The sequence below is a fragment of the Streptomyces sp. NPDC058665 genome (assembly GCF_042714995.1).
Taxonomy (GTDB): Bacteria; Actinomycetota; Actinomycetes; order Streptomycetales; family Streptomycetaceae; genus Streptomyces.
This window is the reverse complement of record NZ_JBHXRX010000111.1, coordinates 1-14,897: the sequence shown is the minus strand read 5'-3', so window position 1 is coordinate 14,897 and position 14,897 is coordinate 1. Positions and strand designations below refer to the sequence as shown.

Below are 14,897 nucleotides of genomic sequence, written 5' to 3'. Positions count from 1 at the left end.
TGCAGTCCTAGACAGCTCCACCACACCGGAGGTCTTCGCCATGATCAAGCCCGACCAGTGTCAACAACGCTCGTGATCAATACACCTAGACCCTGGCGACCGCAGCCGTCGACCGACTGCTGCACCACGCGCACATCGTCCTGACCGAGGGCTCCTCGCTGCGGCTGACCCAGGCCACCAGCGGGCAGTCCCCCTGGCGTCGTCGTGAGGGGGCGGCCACTGGCGTCAGGACGCTCCGATTCCTGCTTCCTGGCCGTCCCTGCTCTCCCGGAACTCATCGAACAGCCGGAAGAACGCCTCCAGAGGCGGCTCATCGGGCAGATTCTGCTCGATCGCACTGGCCCAGCCCCGCACCGTTGACCAGCGGTACTTCCGGTTCAGCCACCGGGCGAACGGTCCGCAGGAGCGGAAGGTGTCGAACTCCTCGTCCAGCGCGTGGACCTGAAGCGCGACGGAGTACCCGAACAGCATCGTGGCCAACTCCTGCACCGATCCACCATGGACCCACATCCCGGGCCGCAGTCGCACTTGCTCCACAAAGTCGACGACGTCATGCCACTCGGCTATGGGCCTGGCCCGCGCATTCCGATCGGCTGACACCCAGCCACCCTATGCCCACGCAGTCTCATCGTTGAGCTGCACGGGCAACGATTTGTCATACCGGACAAGGAGATCAGCTGTCCGCGCACAGGGACCTGCACTGTTCGCTCGCCCAGATGTCCCACTGTCCGTGGACAACACAGCTTGCACCCCGAACTGCCGCCATGCGCATACGTGCCTGTGCCGACAGTTTCGCCGGTCCGCAGGAGGCGGGGCCGTTTCGGGGAACGATCACCAGGTGCCCGGGGAAGGACCTTGAGTGGGCCGGAGACCCACAGGTGGGCGCCAGTCGCGAACACCCCAGTCCGGCGGTGCCGCCTGTCGAGCGGCTGCACGATCGCGGCTCAGGCCAGGCCGCGGCGGCAGAACCGCCCGAACAACTCAAGTGCGTCGCCGCGGGTGGCGCCCACACGATCGAGCACATCGGGGTCCCGCAGATGACGGATCACAGCGCCGAGCATCTCGGCCCACAAGGCCGGCGACCCACCGGTGACCTCTCCCCGCTCCATCGCCTTTCGCACGATCGTCTCCAGCTCCCGAATCGCGATCTCCTGATGGCGGTCGTAGACGTGGCTCGTAGGCAGATAGTTCTCGACGTCGTGCACGAACTGACGGCTGGCTCGACGATTGCGCTCAACGGAGGCTGACAGGTAGGCCTCGATCTGGTCGTGCACATCCGCTGTGTCGTGGGCGCGGCGCAGCGCCTCCTTGCCCATCGAGTTGAAGTAGCGGTCGACGACGCCGACCACGACCTCTTCCTTGCTCTTCCCCAGGTGATAGATGGTGCGACGGGAGGTGCGAGCGAGGGCGGCCATGTCACCAATCGTGAGATGGCGGAAGCCCTCAGCGAGGAAGGCCTCCTCAAGGGCGTTGAGCACGTCGGACTGCCGCCCGGAAAGGGCGTTCGACCTCACGTCTGGCATGGTCCCCCTCACTTCACTGCGTCGTCGCCGGGACCAGGCCCGATTCACGGTACTCCGAGGTTGCGAACGATACCGCTTCCTGGGCCTGGAGTTGTGGTCGGGCGGCTGCACCATCAGTCGATGCCGTGCGCCGTACCCTCCCGGAGATCGTCGAACCGGCAGCCCGTGCGGTCGCGGACCTCCTCCAGCGTCACCTCGGGGGCGAGTTCGACCAGCGCCAGACCTGCCTGCGTCACGTCGAAGATGGCCAGGTCGGTGACGACCCGGTCCACGACACTGCGGCCGGTCAGGGGCAGGTCGCAGGTCTCGACGATCTTCGGCCGGCCGTCCTTCGTCGTGTGGTCGGTCAGGACGACGACCCGCCGGGCCCCCGCCACGAGGTCCATCGCGCCGCCCATGCCCTTGACGAGCACACCGGGGATCGTCCAGTTGGCGAGGTCTCCCGACCCCGACACCTGCATGGCCCCGAGGATCGCCAGGTCGATGTGGCCGCCGCGAATCATCGCGAAGGACTGGTCGGACCCGAAGAAGCTGCCACCCGGCTCGATCGTGACCGTCTGCTTGCCAGCGTTGATGAGGTCGGCGTCCTCGTCGCCCTCGAGCGGGAACTCCCCCATGCCCAGCATGCCGTTCTCGCTTTGCAGGGTCACCCGGATGCCCGCCGGCACGTGATTCGCCACCAACGTCGGAATGCCGATCCCGAGATTGACATACGCGCCGTCGACCAGCTCGCGCGCCGCGACGGCGGCCATCTGCTCACGCCTCCACATGGGCGCCTCCTTCGGGCTGCCGCGGCCGCGTCGTCCGTTGCTCGATCTCCGGCGCTCGCGCCGACGCGACGACCACCTCGTCGACGTAGATCCCCGGCGTCTGCACGAGGTCGGGGTCGAGGTACTCCTCCACCACCCGGTCGACCTCCGCGAGCGTGACCCGCCCCGCGGTGGCGACGACGGGATTGAAGTTCCGCGCTGTCATTCGATACGTCAAGTTGCCCGCCGCGTCCGCGTGGTGGGCGCGCACGAGCGCGAGGTCCGCGACAATCGCGTGCTCCAGGATCACGGTCCGGCCGCCCATCCGCGTGGTCGGCTTGCCCTCGGCAACGATCGTGTGGGCTCCGGTCGGAGTGTAGAAGGCGGGAATCCCCGCCCCGCCCGCGCGGAGCCGTTCGGCCAGGGTGCCCTGCGGGGTGAACTCGATCTCAAGCTGCCCGTCGAGGTACCGCTGGGCGAACTGGCGGTTCTCACCGACGTAGGACGCCACGACCTTGCGGACCTGCCGACCCTCCAGGAGCACGCCGAGACCCTTGCCGTCGGTACCCATGTTGTTGGAGACGATCGTCAGGTCGGTCACCCCCGAGTCACGGACCGCCTCGATCAGGTCGAAAGGGTTGCCACAGAGGCCGAAACCCCCGACGGCGATCGTCATGCCGTCGAACACGTGACGAGCCACGAGCTCGCGCGCCGTCGTCACCTCGGTCCCCCCTCGTCGGTGGCGCTCGGCGGCAGCACGACCACCCCCGCCTCAAGATGACTCCGGACCTCGGCTGCCTCGAGGCGGAGCTCCCCCAGCAGCGCCAAGCCGTCGCTACCGACGACGGGTGCCAGGCGCGGCTCGGCGGCAGGTGTTCCCGCGAAGCGAGGCACGGGCCGCGCCATGTGACCGTCGCCGAGCAAGGTATAGGTCTGCCGTTCGACGTGGTGCGGGTGCAGTGGCGCTTCACCGATCGACAGGACCGGGGTGACGCAGGCCGAGCTCGTGGCGAACACTTCGGCCCACTCATCACGCGGCCTCGAACCGAAGATCGCCTGCAGGCGGTGCACCATGGACGGCCATCGCGAGCGATCGTCCTGGGCCACGAAGTCCGGGTCGTCGCCCAGGTCAAGCCGCTCGAGCAGGCTCGCGTAGAACTGCGGCTCGATGCAGCCGACCGCCACGTGCCGACCATCGCCGCACGCGTACGTCCGGTAGTAGGGAGCGCCACCGTCGAGGTGGTTCACCCCACGCTCGTCGACCCATCGCCCCTCGGCGAGGTACCCGTGGAGCATCGCCATGAGGGCCGCCGAGCCGTCGATCATCGCGGCGTCGACGACCTGCCCTCGCCCTGTGGTGCGAGCGCTGACGACGGCCGCGAGGACGCCGTAGGCCAACAGCATGCCGCCACCGCCGAAGTCGCCAATGAGATTGAGTGGCACCACTGGGTCCCCGCCGGCGGGACCGATCGCATGGAGGGCGCCAGTCAGGGCGATGTAGTTGATGTCGTGCCCGGGAAGCTGTGCCCAGGGACCGTCCTGCCCCCAACCGGTCATCCGGCCATACACGACGTGCGGCGCCTCACGCGAGACGTCGTCAGGCCCAAGTGCCAAGCGTTCGGCCACCCCTGGGCGGAAGCCCTCGATGGCGACGTCGCTGGTCGCGACCAGCCGCATCGCGATCGAGCGGCCCTCCGGAGACTTGAGATCGAGCGCGATCGAGCGGCGATTGCGGTGCATCACCGGGTGGAGCTCGGCTCCCGGCCGGTCGATCCTGATGACGTCGGCACCGAGGTCGGCGAGCATCATGCACGCGAACGGCGCCGGTCCGATCCGGCCGAGCTCGACGACACGCACGCCGTCCAGCGGCCCCGCGCTCATCGACCGCTCCACACGGGGCTTCGCTTCTCGGCAAAGGCACGGGCGCCCTCCTGGGCGTCCGCCGACTCCGTCACCGGGCGCGCTATCTCGAGCTGACGCTCGTAGGCCTCTTCGTGGCTCCACGAGGACGACGCCGCGACGATCTGCTTGCTGGCACGAAGCGCCAGCGGGCCGTTGGCGGCGACGCGGTCCGCCAAGCGCCGGGCGACCGCCAGTGCCTCACCGTCCGGCGCCACCGCGTTTACCAGCCCAACCTCGTGGGCGCGACGAGCGCCGACCATGTCGCCGGTCAGGATCCACTCCATTGCGACCTGGTACGGGATCCGCGACGGCAGCTTGAGGAGCGCGCCGCCTACGGCGACCAGTCCGCGCTTGACCTCTGGCACCCCGAAGCGTGCGGACTCGGCCGCGACAACCAGGTCGCAGGCGAGCACGAGCTCGCAGCCGCCGGCGACGGCGGCACCTTCGACGGCGGCTATCACGGGGATGGCAGGAGGGCGGGCGGTGAATCCGGCGAACCCGCGGCCCGGGATCGAGGACTTCTCGCCACGGACAAAGGCCTTCAGGTCCATGCCCGAGCAGAAGCTGCCGCCGGTACCGGTGAGGATGGCTGCGCGGAGGTCGCTGCGCTCGTCCAGGTGGTCGACGATCTCGGCGAGAGCTCCCGCCATCGAGGCGTCGACGGCGTTGCGCACCGCGGGACGGTTGAGGGTGATCGTCGCGACACCGTCGGTCTCCTCGAACAAGACCGGGGCGCCGACGGCGCTCATCGGGGCGCCATCCGGATGGCACCGTCGAGGCGGATGACCTCGCCGTTCAGGTAGCGGTTGCGGAGTAGCTGGTCGGCGAGCGAGGCGTACTCCTCCGGGTCACCGAGGCGCTTCGGGAAGGTGACCGATTCCGCGAGGCCGTCGCGGATGTCCTGGGAGAACCGGGCCAGCAGCGGGGTGTCGAAGATGCCAGGAGCGATGGTGTTGACGCGGATGCCGAGGTCGGCGAGGTCACGAGCGGCGCACAGGGTCATGCCGACGACGCCGGACTTCGCGGCAGCGTAGGCGATCTGTCCGACTTGCCCGTCCCAGGCGGCGACCGACGCGGTCATGACGATCGACCCGCGTTCGCCTTCGTCAGGGTCGTTCATGGCCATGCGTGCGGCCGTCAGCCGCAGGGCGTTGAAGGTGCCCACCAGATTCAGCCTCAGGGCGGCCTCGAACTGGTCCAGCGGGAATGGCGTCCCGGCACGGTCCACGATCCTGCGGGGGAAACCCTTCCCCGGACAGTGGACCAGCCCGCGGATCGTGCCGCGTTCGGAGGCGTGGTCGAGCACCTGGCCGAGGTCGCTCTCCGAGCAGACGTCGCCGCGGACGAACGTCACGCGCTCACCGAGCTGTGCGCGCAGCTCGCTCTCGTCGGCGTCGACCAGGTCGGTCACCACGACGGACACGTCGCGCTCCGCCAAGAGCTTCGCCGTGGCGCCGCCGAGTCCGCCGGCACCTCCGGTCACTACGTACACCGATGGGGTGTCTGTCATTGACACGTCCTTCCGACGATGAAGAGCACGCCGACGCAGATCCTTGCGGGGGTCGTCGGCGATCCGAGCGGCGCCGAGAGCGCCACCGCCGTTCCACCGCGCACACCGCGGACCAGCGCGTGGTAGTGGTAACATTTCTGGTACTGTAGATGCTTCTTTGGTACCGCGCAAGTGAATGCGCTCATCACCGCCGGCTCTCGGCGACGCCCGATCAGGACAGGCCACGGCGGCAGAGATGCCCGAACAGCTCCAACGCCTTGCCTCGTGAGGCAGCGAGCCGGTCCAGCACTCGGGTCCCGAAGTCTGCGATCACGACGCCGAGCAGCTCGGCCGTCCGGCGGGTCCTGGGACCGGAGCTGCACGTCCTTGCCCATACGGTTGAAGAAGCGGTCGACGACCGCGCCGCCGGGGCGTCAGCGTTTCCTTGCATGGCGCTGCTGCCAGGCGGCCATCTCACCGAAGAGGTCGATGCCGTCTTCCTGAGGGGTGTCCACCGCAGCCTGCCGGTAGGCCTGGTAAGTCGTGACGACGATGCGTTCGGCCTGCGGCCAGGAGGCGTAGCGGTCCAGATCCATCCGGTCAGCGGTCTCGCGCCACGGTCGACCCGCCTCCACCCCGTCGGCGATGCGGTCCTTGACGTGGGCCAGGTAGCCCCGCATCTCCGCGATCCCGTCGACGTCGGTGAGCGGTCCGTGACCGGGCACCACGACCGTCGGATCGAGCGCGGTCATCCGGTCGCAGGCACGCAGCCAGTTCGTGAGCGAGCCGGCCCACATGATGGGCGTCCCACCGATGAAGAGGAGGTCGCCGGCAAAGATCACCCCGGCATCGGGCACGTGGGCGATGGCGTCGCCGGCAGTGTGCGCCGGGCCCAGCCGCAACAGCTCGACATCGCGACCGCCGACTGTCACTGTCAGGGAGTCGTCGAAGACCGTGTCGGCGTTTCGCAGAGTGATGCCGGTGAAGTCGAACGCTCCGAAACAGCTCCGCAGGAAGGGCGACAGGACCGGTCCGAAGTCCGATGTCGCCAGCATGTGGAGCCGTTCGGGGGTCGTGCCGTGCTGGATCTCGTGGTCGGTCTCGCTCGTCGCATACACCATGACCGTGTCGTCGAGGAGTTGGTTACCGAAGCAGTGGTCGCCGTTGGCGTGGGTGTTCAGGACGCCCTGGATCGGCGTGGAGGCAGTCAGGTCCACCATGGCGTCCAGCATCTCGGTCGTGAGGGGGAGGTCGAAGAGGGTGTCGATGAGGAAGCTCTGCCCCTCGCCCTGCACCAGCCCCGCGTTGCTCATGCCCCACTCGCCGTCGGGCAGCAGCCAGGCCCGGATTCCCGCGGCGATCTCGTGCAGGCCGCGCGTGTAGGTGTTCGTCATGACAGATACCTCGTCTGGGTCGGGATCAGTAGCCGCTCGAGAGCGGGTGAGGGCGGGCGCTGTCGACGATGCGCTGATGCGTGCGTCCGAGGGCGCGACCGTTGAGTGAGACGGTGTCGCCTGACTTCAGCCATCCGTCGTAGGTCTCCGGGTCACCGACGAGGTGCTCAAGCAGGCAACCGCCGGGGATCGTGCCGGACCCGATGATGTCGCCGGGGACCAAACGGGTGCCGCGCGACACGAACGACACGATCTCTCCGAAGGTCCAGTCCATCGCACCGGTCGTCCCGCGGGCGATCTCGACGCCGTTGACCTCGACTGCCACCTCGAGGTCAAGGCGACCGTCGACGAGCCGGTTCGCGACTTCGTCGGCCGTCACGAGCCAAGGACCGAACGTCATGCCGGAGTCCTTGCCTTTGCCCTGACCGATGCCGAGCGCCATGTCGGTCTGCTGCAGATCCCGGGCAGTCCAGTCGCAGAAGAGCATGTAGCCCGCTATCGCGTCCTGGGCGGCGACAGCATCCAGGTTCGAGCCGGGCGTGCCGATGACTGCTGCCACTTCGAGCTCGAAGTCGAACCAGCGTGAGCCCGGGGCGATCGCGACGTCGTCGCGAGCGCCGAACAGGGTGGCCGGATTGGCGAAGTAGAAGGCGGGAACGCGGCTCCAGACCTCGCCGAGTTCCGGGTCACGGCCGTAGGCCCTTCGGCACCCGCGGACATGGTCGAGGAAGCCGACCGTGTCGCGCACGGAGGGCGGCTGCGGGATCGGGGAGTGCAGCACCGTCGACTCGAGTGGGACGACGGTCGCGGGTGATCGCCGCACCGTCTCGGCGATGCGCTCCATCTCGACCTGGCCTGCGGAGATCACGTCGATCAGCGTGCGGTCGTCGTCCAGGACATGCACCGCGTCGTCGACGACCAGACCGACCTGCGGACCGTGCCCGTGCTCGCATGTCACCCACCGCATGCCGTCTCCCGGAGTTCGCTGTCCCAGCGCCCGAAAGGAGGTCGCCGACGAGTCATGACGGCGAGCCCGTCGCTGCGGTCGCGGCGCCCCACCACTCGGGCTGCGGAGGCAGCATGCCTCCGTACGCCTGCGACTCGTTCACGATGTGGGTGCCCGACTCCCGCAGGCCTCGGATCGCCTTCTCGACGAGGTCAGCACGCATCGCGCCGTCCCGCTTCACGACCTCACCGCCGACGAGGACGGTGTCGACGTCGGAGGTTCGAGCGCTCATGACGATCGCACCCATCGGGTCGACGGCTGGCGTCAGGTTCAGGGATGTGTTGCGGATGAAGAGGAGATCGGCGGCCTTGCCGACGTCGATCGAACCGCACTCGTCCTCCAGGCCCAGACCGATGGCTCCGCCGAGCGTCGCGAAGTACAGCACGTCGGCAGCACGCAACTCGAGGCCGCCCATGTCGTAAATGCCTTTCTCCTCCAGCGCGCGCTGATTGGCCCGCGCGCGCTCCCCCGCCAGCATCAGGCGCATGGTCGTGAACATGTCGGGAGAGTTGTTCGACTGGATGTCCGCACCCAGCCCCGCCACGACACCGACGCGGTCGGCGACGGCGGCGATCGGGAACCCCATCCCCATATTGAGCTCGGTCTCGGGGGTGGAGGAGACCTTGGCCCCATGATCGGCCAGGATCGCGAAGTCCTCGGCGTCGGAGGTGTTGCAGTGCGAGTGGAGCTGGTGCGACCAGAGGAGCCCAGCCTCGGCCAGCTGCTTGATCTCCGACCGGTATCCGGGCTTCCACCGGGCGTTGGTGTGAGTGTGGATCAGGCAGTCCAGCTCGCGCCCGAGCACCATTTCCTGGGTGGCCTGCTCGATGCCGTTCAGGCTCATCTCGGTCGGGGCGATCCCGAAGCGCACCCGCCCGCCGCTGGTCTCGAACAACGATGAACGCGCGCGTCGCGCGTCCTCGAGACGGGACTCGACAGACGTGAAGTACGGATTCGTCGTGTGGGGGTCATAGAGCCCGTAGCACCACACGCCACGGATTCCGGACTCGTTGATGGCCGCCACGCCCGCGTCGGCGTGCTCAGGGGTCAAGATGCTGTGGGAGTAGTCGACCGAGCAGGTCGTGCCGGAGTCGAGCAGCCCCACGGCCGCGCCGAGCGTCCCGTTGTAGATGTCGACCGCGCGGTGCACACCGGAGTGGTTGCGCCGGATCGTCCACACGTAGTCCGACAGCGTGAAGTCCACCGTGAGGCCGCGCATCGTCGCCTGCCACATGTGGTGGTGCGCGTCCACGAACCCCGGGATGATCCAAGCCCAGGACGCATCGACGACATCGGCACCTTCGGGCGTGGACCCGAGGTTCTCGGCAAGCTGACTGATCCGGCCGTCGACGACCTCGACGTCGACTCGCTGAAAGCTGCTGTTGCGCGGGTCGCCCACCAAGACCAACGCGCCCGTGTAGATCGTTCGAGTGCCCACGAATCTTCCTTCCGCTCGGTCGGCCGAGTGCCGACCAACCACTGGACGGTATTATAACGACCTGTATAGTACCGCTCATGGTACCAATGTATGTGTCCGGGGTCACCCCTGGCGAGGGCGCCGCGCAGGCGCTGCCGACACCGACCACCCGGCCCTTCTGGGACGCCGCGACCGAGGGCCGCCTGGCGGTCCAGCAGTGCGGGTCGTGTGAAACGCACTTCTTCTACCCCCGCATCGCGTGCCCGTCCTGCGGCTCCCGCGAGGTGTCGTGGGTTGACGTGAGCGGACGCGCGACGTTGCTGAGCTATGTCATCAACCACCTCCCCGCCCCCGGATTCGAAGCAGTCGGTCCGCACGTCATCGCGATCGTCCAGCTGGAGGAAGGGCCGACCATGATGACGAACATCATCGGAAGCGACGCAGTGCCCGACCAGCTGGTCATCGACATGCCGCTGCTGGTCGCATTCGAGGACCGGCGCGGCCAGATGGTCCCGGTGTTCGCCCCCCGAGAGGGGCACGCCGCGTGAGTCGCCCCGTGGCCGCCATCGCCGGCGCCGCCGAAACGAGCCTCGGACGACTGCCCGCCATGTCTGAGTTGGACCTCCACGTCGATGCCGCGCTGCTCGCTCTCGCCGACGCCGGCCTGAGCCTCGACGATGTCGACGGCATCACGAGCGCTGTGCACAACCCGGTCGAGATCGCTCACGCGTTGGGAGTCCGTCCGACGTGGTTCGACGGCACGAGTGTGGGCGGGACGTCGTTTCTGGTGCACGTGCGTCACGCTGCTGCCGCGATCGCTGCTGGACAGGCCCAAGTCGTCCTCGTACTGCACGGCGAATCTCGTCGGTCGGTGGTCGGGCGCCATCCGCGTCCGATGCCGGCCGACGGGATGCTCGGTCAGTTCGAGCTACCGTTCGGCGTCTACGGCCCTCCCACGATGTTCACGCTCCCTTACCTCCGCTACGCCCACGAGACGGGGACGACGCTCGAGCAGCTGGCCTCCGTGCCGGCTCGGCAGAGCGAGTGGTCGCACGGAAATCCCCGAGCGGCCCGCCCCTCTCTCGCGAGTGTCGACGAGGTCTTGGCATCGACGCCGATCGCCTGGCCGTTCACCAAGCTCATGTGCTGCATGGTGAGCGACGGAGGCGGTGGGCTGGTCGTCACGTCGGCAGAGCGCGCCCGCGAACTGCGCCGCACCCCCATCTATCTGTGGGGGTCGGGCGAGGCGGCCGACAGCCCATTGGTGTCGCAGATGCCTGACCTCACGCGCGCCGAGACGTTCGAGCGGTCGGCCGTGGCTGCGTTCACCGAGGCGCGCATCAGCCACAACGACGTGGATCACCTGATGGTCTACGACGCGTTCGCACACGTGCCGCTGTACGGCCTCGAGGCGCTCGGTTTCGTTGGGCGTGGGGAGGCCGGCGCGTTCGTCGCCGACGGTAACACCGCCCCGGGCGGGCACCTGCCGATGAACACCAACGGCGGCGGCCTTCGCTACACCCACACCGGCATGTACGGGATGTTCGCGATCCAGGAGGCCGTCCGCCAGCTCCGGGGCGAGGCCTTCGCCCAGGTACCCGACGTGGAGATCAGTGTGGTCCAGGGTGTTGGACACTTCTTCTCGGAGGCAGCGACGTTGGTGCTCTCGAACCAGGAGGTGTCGGCATGACAACACCGGCGGCCGCGCCTGCTCGGGGCTTCTTCGAGATCGCGGCCGGCGACCGCGAATCCGTCGCGTTGCGGCTTGGGTCCGAGACCGTCACGAGGGGCGACCTGCTCGATGACGCCCACCGTTGGTCCCGCCTGCTGCAGGACGACCTGGATCTGCAGCGCGGCGAGACCGTGGCCCTCGTCCTGAAGAACGGTGCGACCTTCATCGCCGCACAGCTCGCGGCGGAGCAGATCGGCCTGTACCTCGTGCCAGTCAACTGGCACCTGACCGCCTCCGAGGCCGCCTACCTGATCGGGGATTCCGGGGCTCGCGCCGTGGTGACCGAGTCTGCCCTCGAGTCGCTTGCCGTCGAAGGGGCTCGCCTGGGTGGCGGCCTCGCCCCCGACCGCGTCGTCGTGGTCGGAGGCGCGTCGGACGGACTCTCGGCCGAGAACCTGCTCGCACGGCATCCTGCCTCTGCGCCGACGCAGCGAAGCGCAGGCTCGGTGCAGTACTACAGTTCTGGGACGAGCGGGCGCCCCAAGGGTGTCCGTCGGGCGCTGCCGACGACGACCCCCGACAAGGCTGCCGATGCCCGAGCTCGGCAGCGGTTCGCGCAGTACGACACCGACTCCGGGCTCCCCCAGGTGCACCTGGTGGTCGCCCCTCTCTACCACCCGGCACCGAATCTGAACGCGCTCTGCGCCCTGCACCTGGGGCAGGAGCTCGTCATCACCACACGGTTCGACGCGGCTGAGACGCTCTCGCTCATCGACCGATTCGGGGTCACGACCACGTTCATGGTCCCGGTCATGTTTCATCGGCTTCTCGACCTCGACGAGTCGATCCGCGACTCCTTCTCAGGCCGCTCGCTCCAGCTGGTCACCCACGCTGGAGCACCGTGCCCGCCGGAGCTGAAGCAGCAGATGATCCAGTGGTGGGGTCCGGTGCTCACCGAGTACTACGGGTGCACGGAGTTCGGCATCGCCACGATCATCACTTCCGAGGAGGCGTTGAAGAAGCCGGGCTCCGCAGGCCGCGCGGCACCCGGCATCCGGCTCGAGATCCGCGGGAGCGACGGACGGCCGCTCCCCGTTGGCGAGCCCGGCATTATCTACGTCAGCGGTGGCTTCGATTTCACCTACAGTGGTGCGGCCGGGGACTTGCTCCCCGCCGGGGCATCGGACGTCCACGACCCGTTCCGGACCGCGGGCGACGTCGGCCACCTCGACGAGAACGGCTATCTCTACGTCGGCGACCGACGCTCCGATCTGATCCTCTCGGGGGGCGTCAACATCTACCCGGCCGAGGTGGAAGCCGCCCTCGTGACGGAGCCGTCGGTCGCCGATGCCGTGGTTATCGGCGTACAGGATGACGAGTGGGGGCAGCGCGTCGTCGCCGTCGTGCAGCTGAAGGGCGGCGAGGAGGGCGGCGAGCCGGCTGCCACCCGCCTGCGCAGTCACCTGGCCGACCGTCTGGCGCGGTTCAAGACACCGCGCGAGTTCCACTTCGTCGACTCCGTCGGCCGCAGCAGCACCGGGAAGATCAACCGCGCACAGATCGCCGCGCTGGTCGCACAGCGGCACCCGGGCTCCTAGTACGGCAACGACACTCCGCGAATTGGCGCGTGCCGCCATGGATCGTGCCTGATGACTTGTGGGATCGGATCGAGCCGCTGCTGCCGAAGAAGGAACGCCGGTTCCGTTGTCCCGGTCGCCGGCAACCGCGACGACGTCACCCAGCTGCTGCCACTACTGGATGCCATCCCGCCCATCCGTGGCCGGGTCGGCCACCCTCGGCGCAAGCCGGACTCGTCGGCTACGCGTCTGCTGGGAACGCCGGCCGATATCCACGAAGCCTTCCTCAAACTGGCCTGCTGCCTGATCACCCACCGACAACTCCGCTCGTTGTGTTAACCGTTAAGTGGTGACAGGAGCTGGCTGGCGTGCTCATATGCCTGGGGTTCGCCCTGGCAGGTGGGCGTTCTCCTGGTGCGTGGCGGTGAGCTTGACGCTGCTGAGTCGCCAGCCGTGCGGTGTCCGGACAGCCTCGTTGTCGTAGAAGCCGACGACCAGCCATCGGTCCGGCCCGCCGCCTGCCCGCTCCTCCGGCACCCAGTGTTCGGCGCGGACGTGCGCATGGAGGGTCGCGCGGTCGCCGTCGATCTCGACGACGTGACCTGTGATGGTGTGGTGGGTGGCGGAGAAGGGCGCGAAGGCTTGGCCCAGCACTTGGACGTACTCGTCGAGCGGCACGGTCATGGGCGGCAGGCCGACGACCGAGGAGAAATCGAGGGTCACCGAGTCTGTGTGGACGAGGGAGGGGAGGCGGGTGAAGTCCTTGAGGTCGGCGATGTCGGCGTAGCGGCCCATCAGCTCGATCAGTTCGATGCGGTCGGCGAGCGTGGTCATGAAGGACTCCCTGTGGACTCGGGTGCGGGCGTGGACGCGGGTTTCGGGTTCCGGGACCGGTGGCTCATCGCGAGGATGCCGTCCATCAGCCGGGCCGGCAGGAAACGGGCGAGGGGGATGGTGAAGGCGGCGTCCCTGCCGAGGGTGTACCGGGCGCGCGGGCGGGGCGTGGTCGCCACCCCGGCGATCTTGGCCCCCGCCTTCGCCGCCGGTACGGCGCCGGTCAGGCCGGGAAGGTCGGCGGGGGAGAATCTGGACATGCCGAGAGAGTAGTCATCGGCAACATTGTTGTCAATGGAAACATTATGCTGAGTAGGCTGGCCCCATGCCTGACACCACCGAGCAGCGGCCCTACCACCATGGAAATCTCCGCATGGAGCTCCTCGACGCAGCCGAGCGCAGCCTGAGGGCGCACGGGGTCGAGCAGCTCTCCTTGCGCGACCTGGCACGGGACATCGGCGTGAGTCACGCGGCGCCCCGCCGGCACTTCGCGGACCGCCGCGCGCTGCTCGACGCCCTCGCCGAGTCGGGCTTCGTCCGCCTGGGCGCGAAGCTGCGGGCCGCGGTGGACGAGATCGACGACGAGGACGACCTGCCCGCTGGCCTGCACGCGTTCGCGTCGACCTACGCCCGGTTCGCGACCGAGAATGCCGCGCTGACCGGGCTGATGAACTCCAGCAAGCACCGCCCGGGGGCGACCGCGGTCGCCGAGGCCGCCGCAGCCGCGTTCGGGCAGATCAGCGACCTGATCGAAGAGGGCCAGGCACGTGGCGAGTTGGAGGAGGGCGACCCGGAGGGCATCGGACTCATCATCTACGCCACCGTCCTGGGGATCACGTCCATGGTCAACAGCGGCATGATCGAGCCGGGACGGCTCGAAGGACTCGTGGACACCGCGGTGACACAGTTCCTGCGAGGCGCCCGCCCGACGGAGCCGCGCTGACCGCGAGATCGCGCCCTGCCTCTGCCACCCGCCTGACGGCGCTCGCTGCTGCGGGTGGGCGGGATGGCATCCAGCAGGGCGTGAGTTGGGTGGCATCGTTGCGGTTGCCGCCGACTACGGCGCTGTGTGCACCGGCTTGCGACCCGGCTACCTCTCCAGCTTTGGGGAGAGCGGCTCAAACCGCCCCCACAGGTCATCCGACACGATCAACAGCGAAGCCCCCGCAGCTCGGACAGCGCCGAACTGCCAACCGAACACGGCCACCAAGACCAATTCACCTCATTGTGTTAGGTGCTTCTTAGAGGGCGGTTCGTGAGCATTTGACCGTACCTCGTCTTGGAGGGCGCTCATCAGCGGTTACTTCGAAAGGCGCTGTCCGGTGGGCCAGAGG

16 protein-coding genes and 2 pseudogenes are annotated in these 14,897 nt (G+C 68.3%); 6 read left to right on the top strand and 12 right to left on the bottom strand.

Features of this window, described 5'->3' with window-relative positions; all coding sequences use genetic code 11:
• Positions 1–89 precede the first annotated feature (89 nt).
• Positions 90–188 (top strand): annotated as a pseudogene (locus ACFWV8_RS37160) (ATP-binding protein); the annotation flags it as partial.
• Positions 189–225: 37 nt separating this feature from the next.
• On the opposite strand, the gene ACFWV8_RS37155 reads toward ACFWV8_RS37160, so the two are convergent.
• The 10 genes from ACFWV8_RS37155 to ACFWV8_RS37110 form a co-directional block, all read right to left on the bottom strand.
• On the bottom strand, positions 226–489 hold the full coding sequence (locus ACFWV8_RS37155) for a hypothetical protein (RefSeq protein WP_384214760.1): 264 nt from the start codon (positions 487–489) through the stop codon (positions 226–228).
• A 455-nt stretch (positions 490–944) separates the two neighbouring features.
• Entirely contained in the window at positions 945–1,523 is a 579-nt protein-coding gene (locus ACFWV8_RS37150) for a TetR/AcrR family transcriptional regulator (protein ID WP_384214758.1), read from the bottom strand.
• 113 nt (positions 1,524–1,636) lie between these two features.
• The gene (locus ACFWV8_RS37145) at positions 1,637–2,293 is read right to left on the bottom strand and encodes a 3-oxoacid CoA-transferase subunit B (protein ID WP_384214756.1); all 657 of its coding nucleotides are present in this window, start codon (positions 2,291–2,293) and stop codon (positions 1,637–1,639) included.
• Positions 2,280–2,993, bottom strand: coding sequence for a CoA transferase subunit A (locus tag ACFWV8_RS37140; protein ID WP_384214754.1), 714 nt, complete (start codon positions 2,991–2,993; stop codon positions 2,280–2,282). The genes ACFWV8_RS37145 and ACFWV8_RS37140 overlap by 14 nt, the downstream gene beginning before the upstream one ends.
• On the bottom strand, positions 2,990–4,153 hold the full coding sequence (locus ACFWV8_RS37135) for a CaiB/BaiF CoA transferase family protein (protein WP_384214752.1): 1,164 nt from the start codon (positions 4,151–4,153) through the stop codon (positions 2,990–2,992). The genes ACFWV8_RS37140 and ACFWV8_RS37135 overlap by 4 nt, the downstream gene beginning before the upstream one ends.
• Entirely contained in the window at positions 4,150–4,923 is a 774-nt protein-coding gene (locus ACFWV8_RS37130) for a crotonase/enoyl-CoA hydratase family protein (RefSeq protein ID WP_384214750.1), read from the bottom strand. Before ACFWV8_RS37130 ends, ACFWV8_RS37135 begins: the two co-directional genes overlap by 4 nt.
• A complete protein-coding gene (locus ACFWV8_RS37125; RefSeq protein WP_384214748.1) occupies positions 4,920–5,684 on the bottom strand; it encodes an SDR family NAD(P)-dependent oxidoreductase in 765 nt (254 codons plus the stop codon). The genes ACFWV8_RS37130 and ACFWV8_RS37125 overlap by 4 nt, the downstream gene beginning before the upstream one ends.
• 413 nt (positions 5,685–6,097) lie before the next feature.
• Entirely contained in the window at positions 6,098–7,057 is a 960-nt protein-coding gene (locus ACFWV8_RS37120) for an MBL fold metallo-hydrolase (RefSeq protein ID WP_384214746.1), read from the bottom strand.
• A gap of 25 nt (positions 7,058–7,082) precedes the next feature.
• Positions 7,083–7,961: a fumarylacetoacetate hydrolase family protein gene (locus ACFWV8_RS37115; protein WP_384214744.1), complete on the bottom strand. Its 879-nt coding sequence runs from the start codon at positions 7,959–7,961 to the stop codon at positions 7,083–7,085.
• A gap of 115 nt (positions 7,962–8,076) precedes the next feature.
• Positions 8,077–9,501, bottom strand: coding sequence for an amidohydrolase family protein (locus ACFWV8_RS37110; RefSeq protein ID WP_384214742.1), 1,425 nt, complete (start codon positions 9,499–9,501; stop codon positions 8,077–8,079).
• A gap of 77 nt (positions 9,502–9,578) precedes the next feature.
• Between ACFWV8_RS37110 and ACFWV8_RS37105 the strand changes: the two genes are divergently transcribed.
• The 4 genes and pseudogenes from ACFWV8_RS37105 to ACFWV8_RS37090 form a co-directional block, all read left to right on the top strand.
• Positions 9,579–10,028, top strand: a complete 450-nt coding sequence (locus ACFWV8_RS37105) for a Zn-ribbon domain-containing OB-fold protein (protein ID WP_384214740.1) — start codon at positions 9,579–9,581, stop codon at positions 10,026–10,028.
• 8 nt (positions 10,029–10,036) lie between these two features.
• The gene (locus ACFWV8_RS37100; RefSeq protein ID WP_384214738.1) at positions 10,037–11,170 is read left to right on the top strand and encodes a thiolase; all 1,134 of its coding nucleotides are present in this window, start codon (positions 10,037–10,039) and stop codon (positions 11,168–11,170) included.
• Positions 11,167–12,750, top strand: coding sequence for an AMP-binding protein (locus ACFWV8_RS37095; RefSeq protein WP_384214737.1), 1,584 nt, complete (start codon positions 11,167–11,169; stop codon positions 12,748–12,750). The genes ACFWV8_RS37100 and ACFWV8_RS37095 overlap by 4 nt, the downstream gene beginning before the upstream one ends.
• A gap of 114 nt (positions 12,751–12,864) precedes the next feature.
• Positions 12,865–13,068 (top strand): annotated as a pseudogene (locus tag ACFWV8_RS37090) (IS5/IS1182 family transposase); the annotation flags it as partial.
• Positions 13,069–13,101: 33 nt separating this feature from the next.
• Here the strand turns inward: ACFWV8_RS37090 and ACFWV8_RS37085 are convergent.
• Both ACFWV8_RS37085 and ACFWV8_RS37080 read right to left on the bottom strand, forming a co-directional pair.
• Positions 13,102–13,563: a nuclear transport factor 2 family protein gene (locus tag ACFWV8_RS37085; RefSeq protein WP_384214735.1), complete on the bottom strand. Its 462-nt coding sequence runs from the start codon at positions 13,561–13,563 to the stop codon at positions 13,102–13,104.
• Entirely contained in the window at positions 13,560–13,823 is a 264-nt protein-coding gene (locus ACFWV8_RS37080; protein ID WP_384214733.1) for a hypothetical protein, read from the bottom strand. The genes ACFWV8_RS37085 and ACFWV8_RS37080 overlap by 4 nt, the downstream gene beginning before the upstream one ends.
• Before the next feature lie 65 nt (positions 13,824–13,888).
• On the opposite strand from ACFWV8_RS37080, the gene ACFWV8_RS37075 reads away from it, so the two are divergent.
• Positions 13,889–14,506 carry a TetR/AcrR family transcriptional regulator gene (locus tag ACFWV8_RS37075; RefSeq protein ID WP_384214731.1) on the top strand — a complete coding sequence of 206 codons (618 nt, stop codon included), beginning with the start codon at positions 13,889–13,891 and terminating at the stop codon, positions 14,504–14,506.
• Positions 14,507–14,897 lie beyond the last annotated feature (391 nt).

Coding starts and splice junctions, on each gene's coding strand:
- ACFWV8_RS37150 (WP_384214758.1), bottom strand. CDS start 1,523: ATGCCAGACGTGAGGTCGAACGCCCTTTCCGGGCGGCAGTCCGACGTG.
- ACFWV8_RS37145 (WP_384214756.1), bottom strand. CDS start 2,293: ATGTGGAGGCGTGAGCAGATGGCCGCCGTCGCGGCGCGCGAGCTGGTC.
- ACFWV8_RS37135 (WP_384214752.1), bottom strand. CDS start 4,153: ATGAGCGCGGGGCCGCTGGACGGCGTGCGTGTCGTCGAGCTCGGCCGG.
- ACFWV8_RS37130 (WP_384214750.1), bottom strand. CDS start 4,923: ATGAGCGCCGTCGGCGCCCCGGTCTTGTTCGAGGAGACCGACGGTGTC.
- ACFWV8_RS37125 (WP_384214748.1), bottom strand. CDS start 5,684: ATGACAGACACCCCATCGGTGTACGTAGTGACCGGAGGTGCCGGCGGA.
- ACFWV8_RS37120 (WP_384214746.1), bottom strand. CDS start 7,057: ATGACGAACACCTACACGCGCGGCCTGCACGAGATCGCCGCGGGAATC.
- ACFWV8_RS37105 (WP_384214740.1), top strand. CDS start 9,579: ATGGTACCAATGTATGTGTCCGGGGTCACCCCTGGCGAGGGCGCCGCG.
- ACFWV8_RS37095 (WP_384214737.1), top strand. CDS start 11,167: ATGACAACACCGGCGGCCGCGCCTGCTCGGGGCTTCTTCGAGATCGCG.
- ACFWV8_RS37085 (WP_384214735.1), bottom strand. CDS start 13,563: ATGACCACGCTCGCCGACCGCATCGAACTGATCGAGCTGATGGGCCGC.
- ACFWV8_RS37080 (WP_384214733.1), bottom strand. CDS start 13,823: ATGTCCAGATTCTCCCCCGCCGACCTTCCCGGCCTGACCGGCGCCGTA.
- ACFWV8_RS37075 (WP_384214731.1), top strand. CDS start 13,889: ATGCCTGACACCACCGAGCAGCGGCCCTACCACCATGGAAATCTCCGC.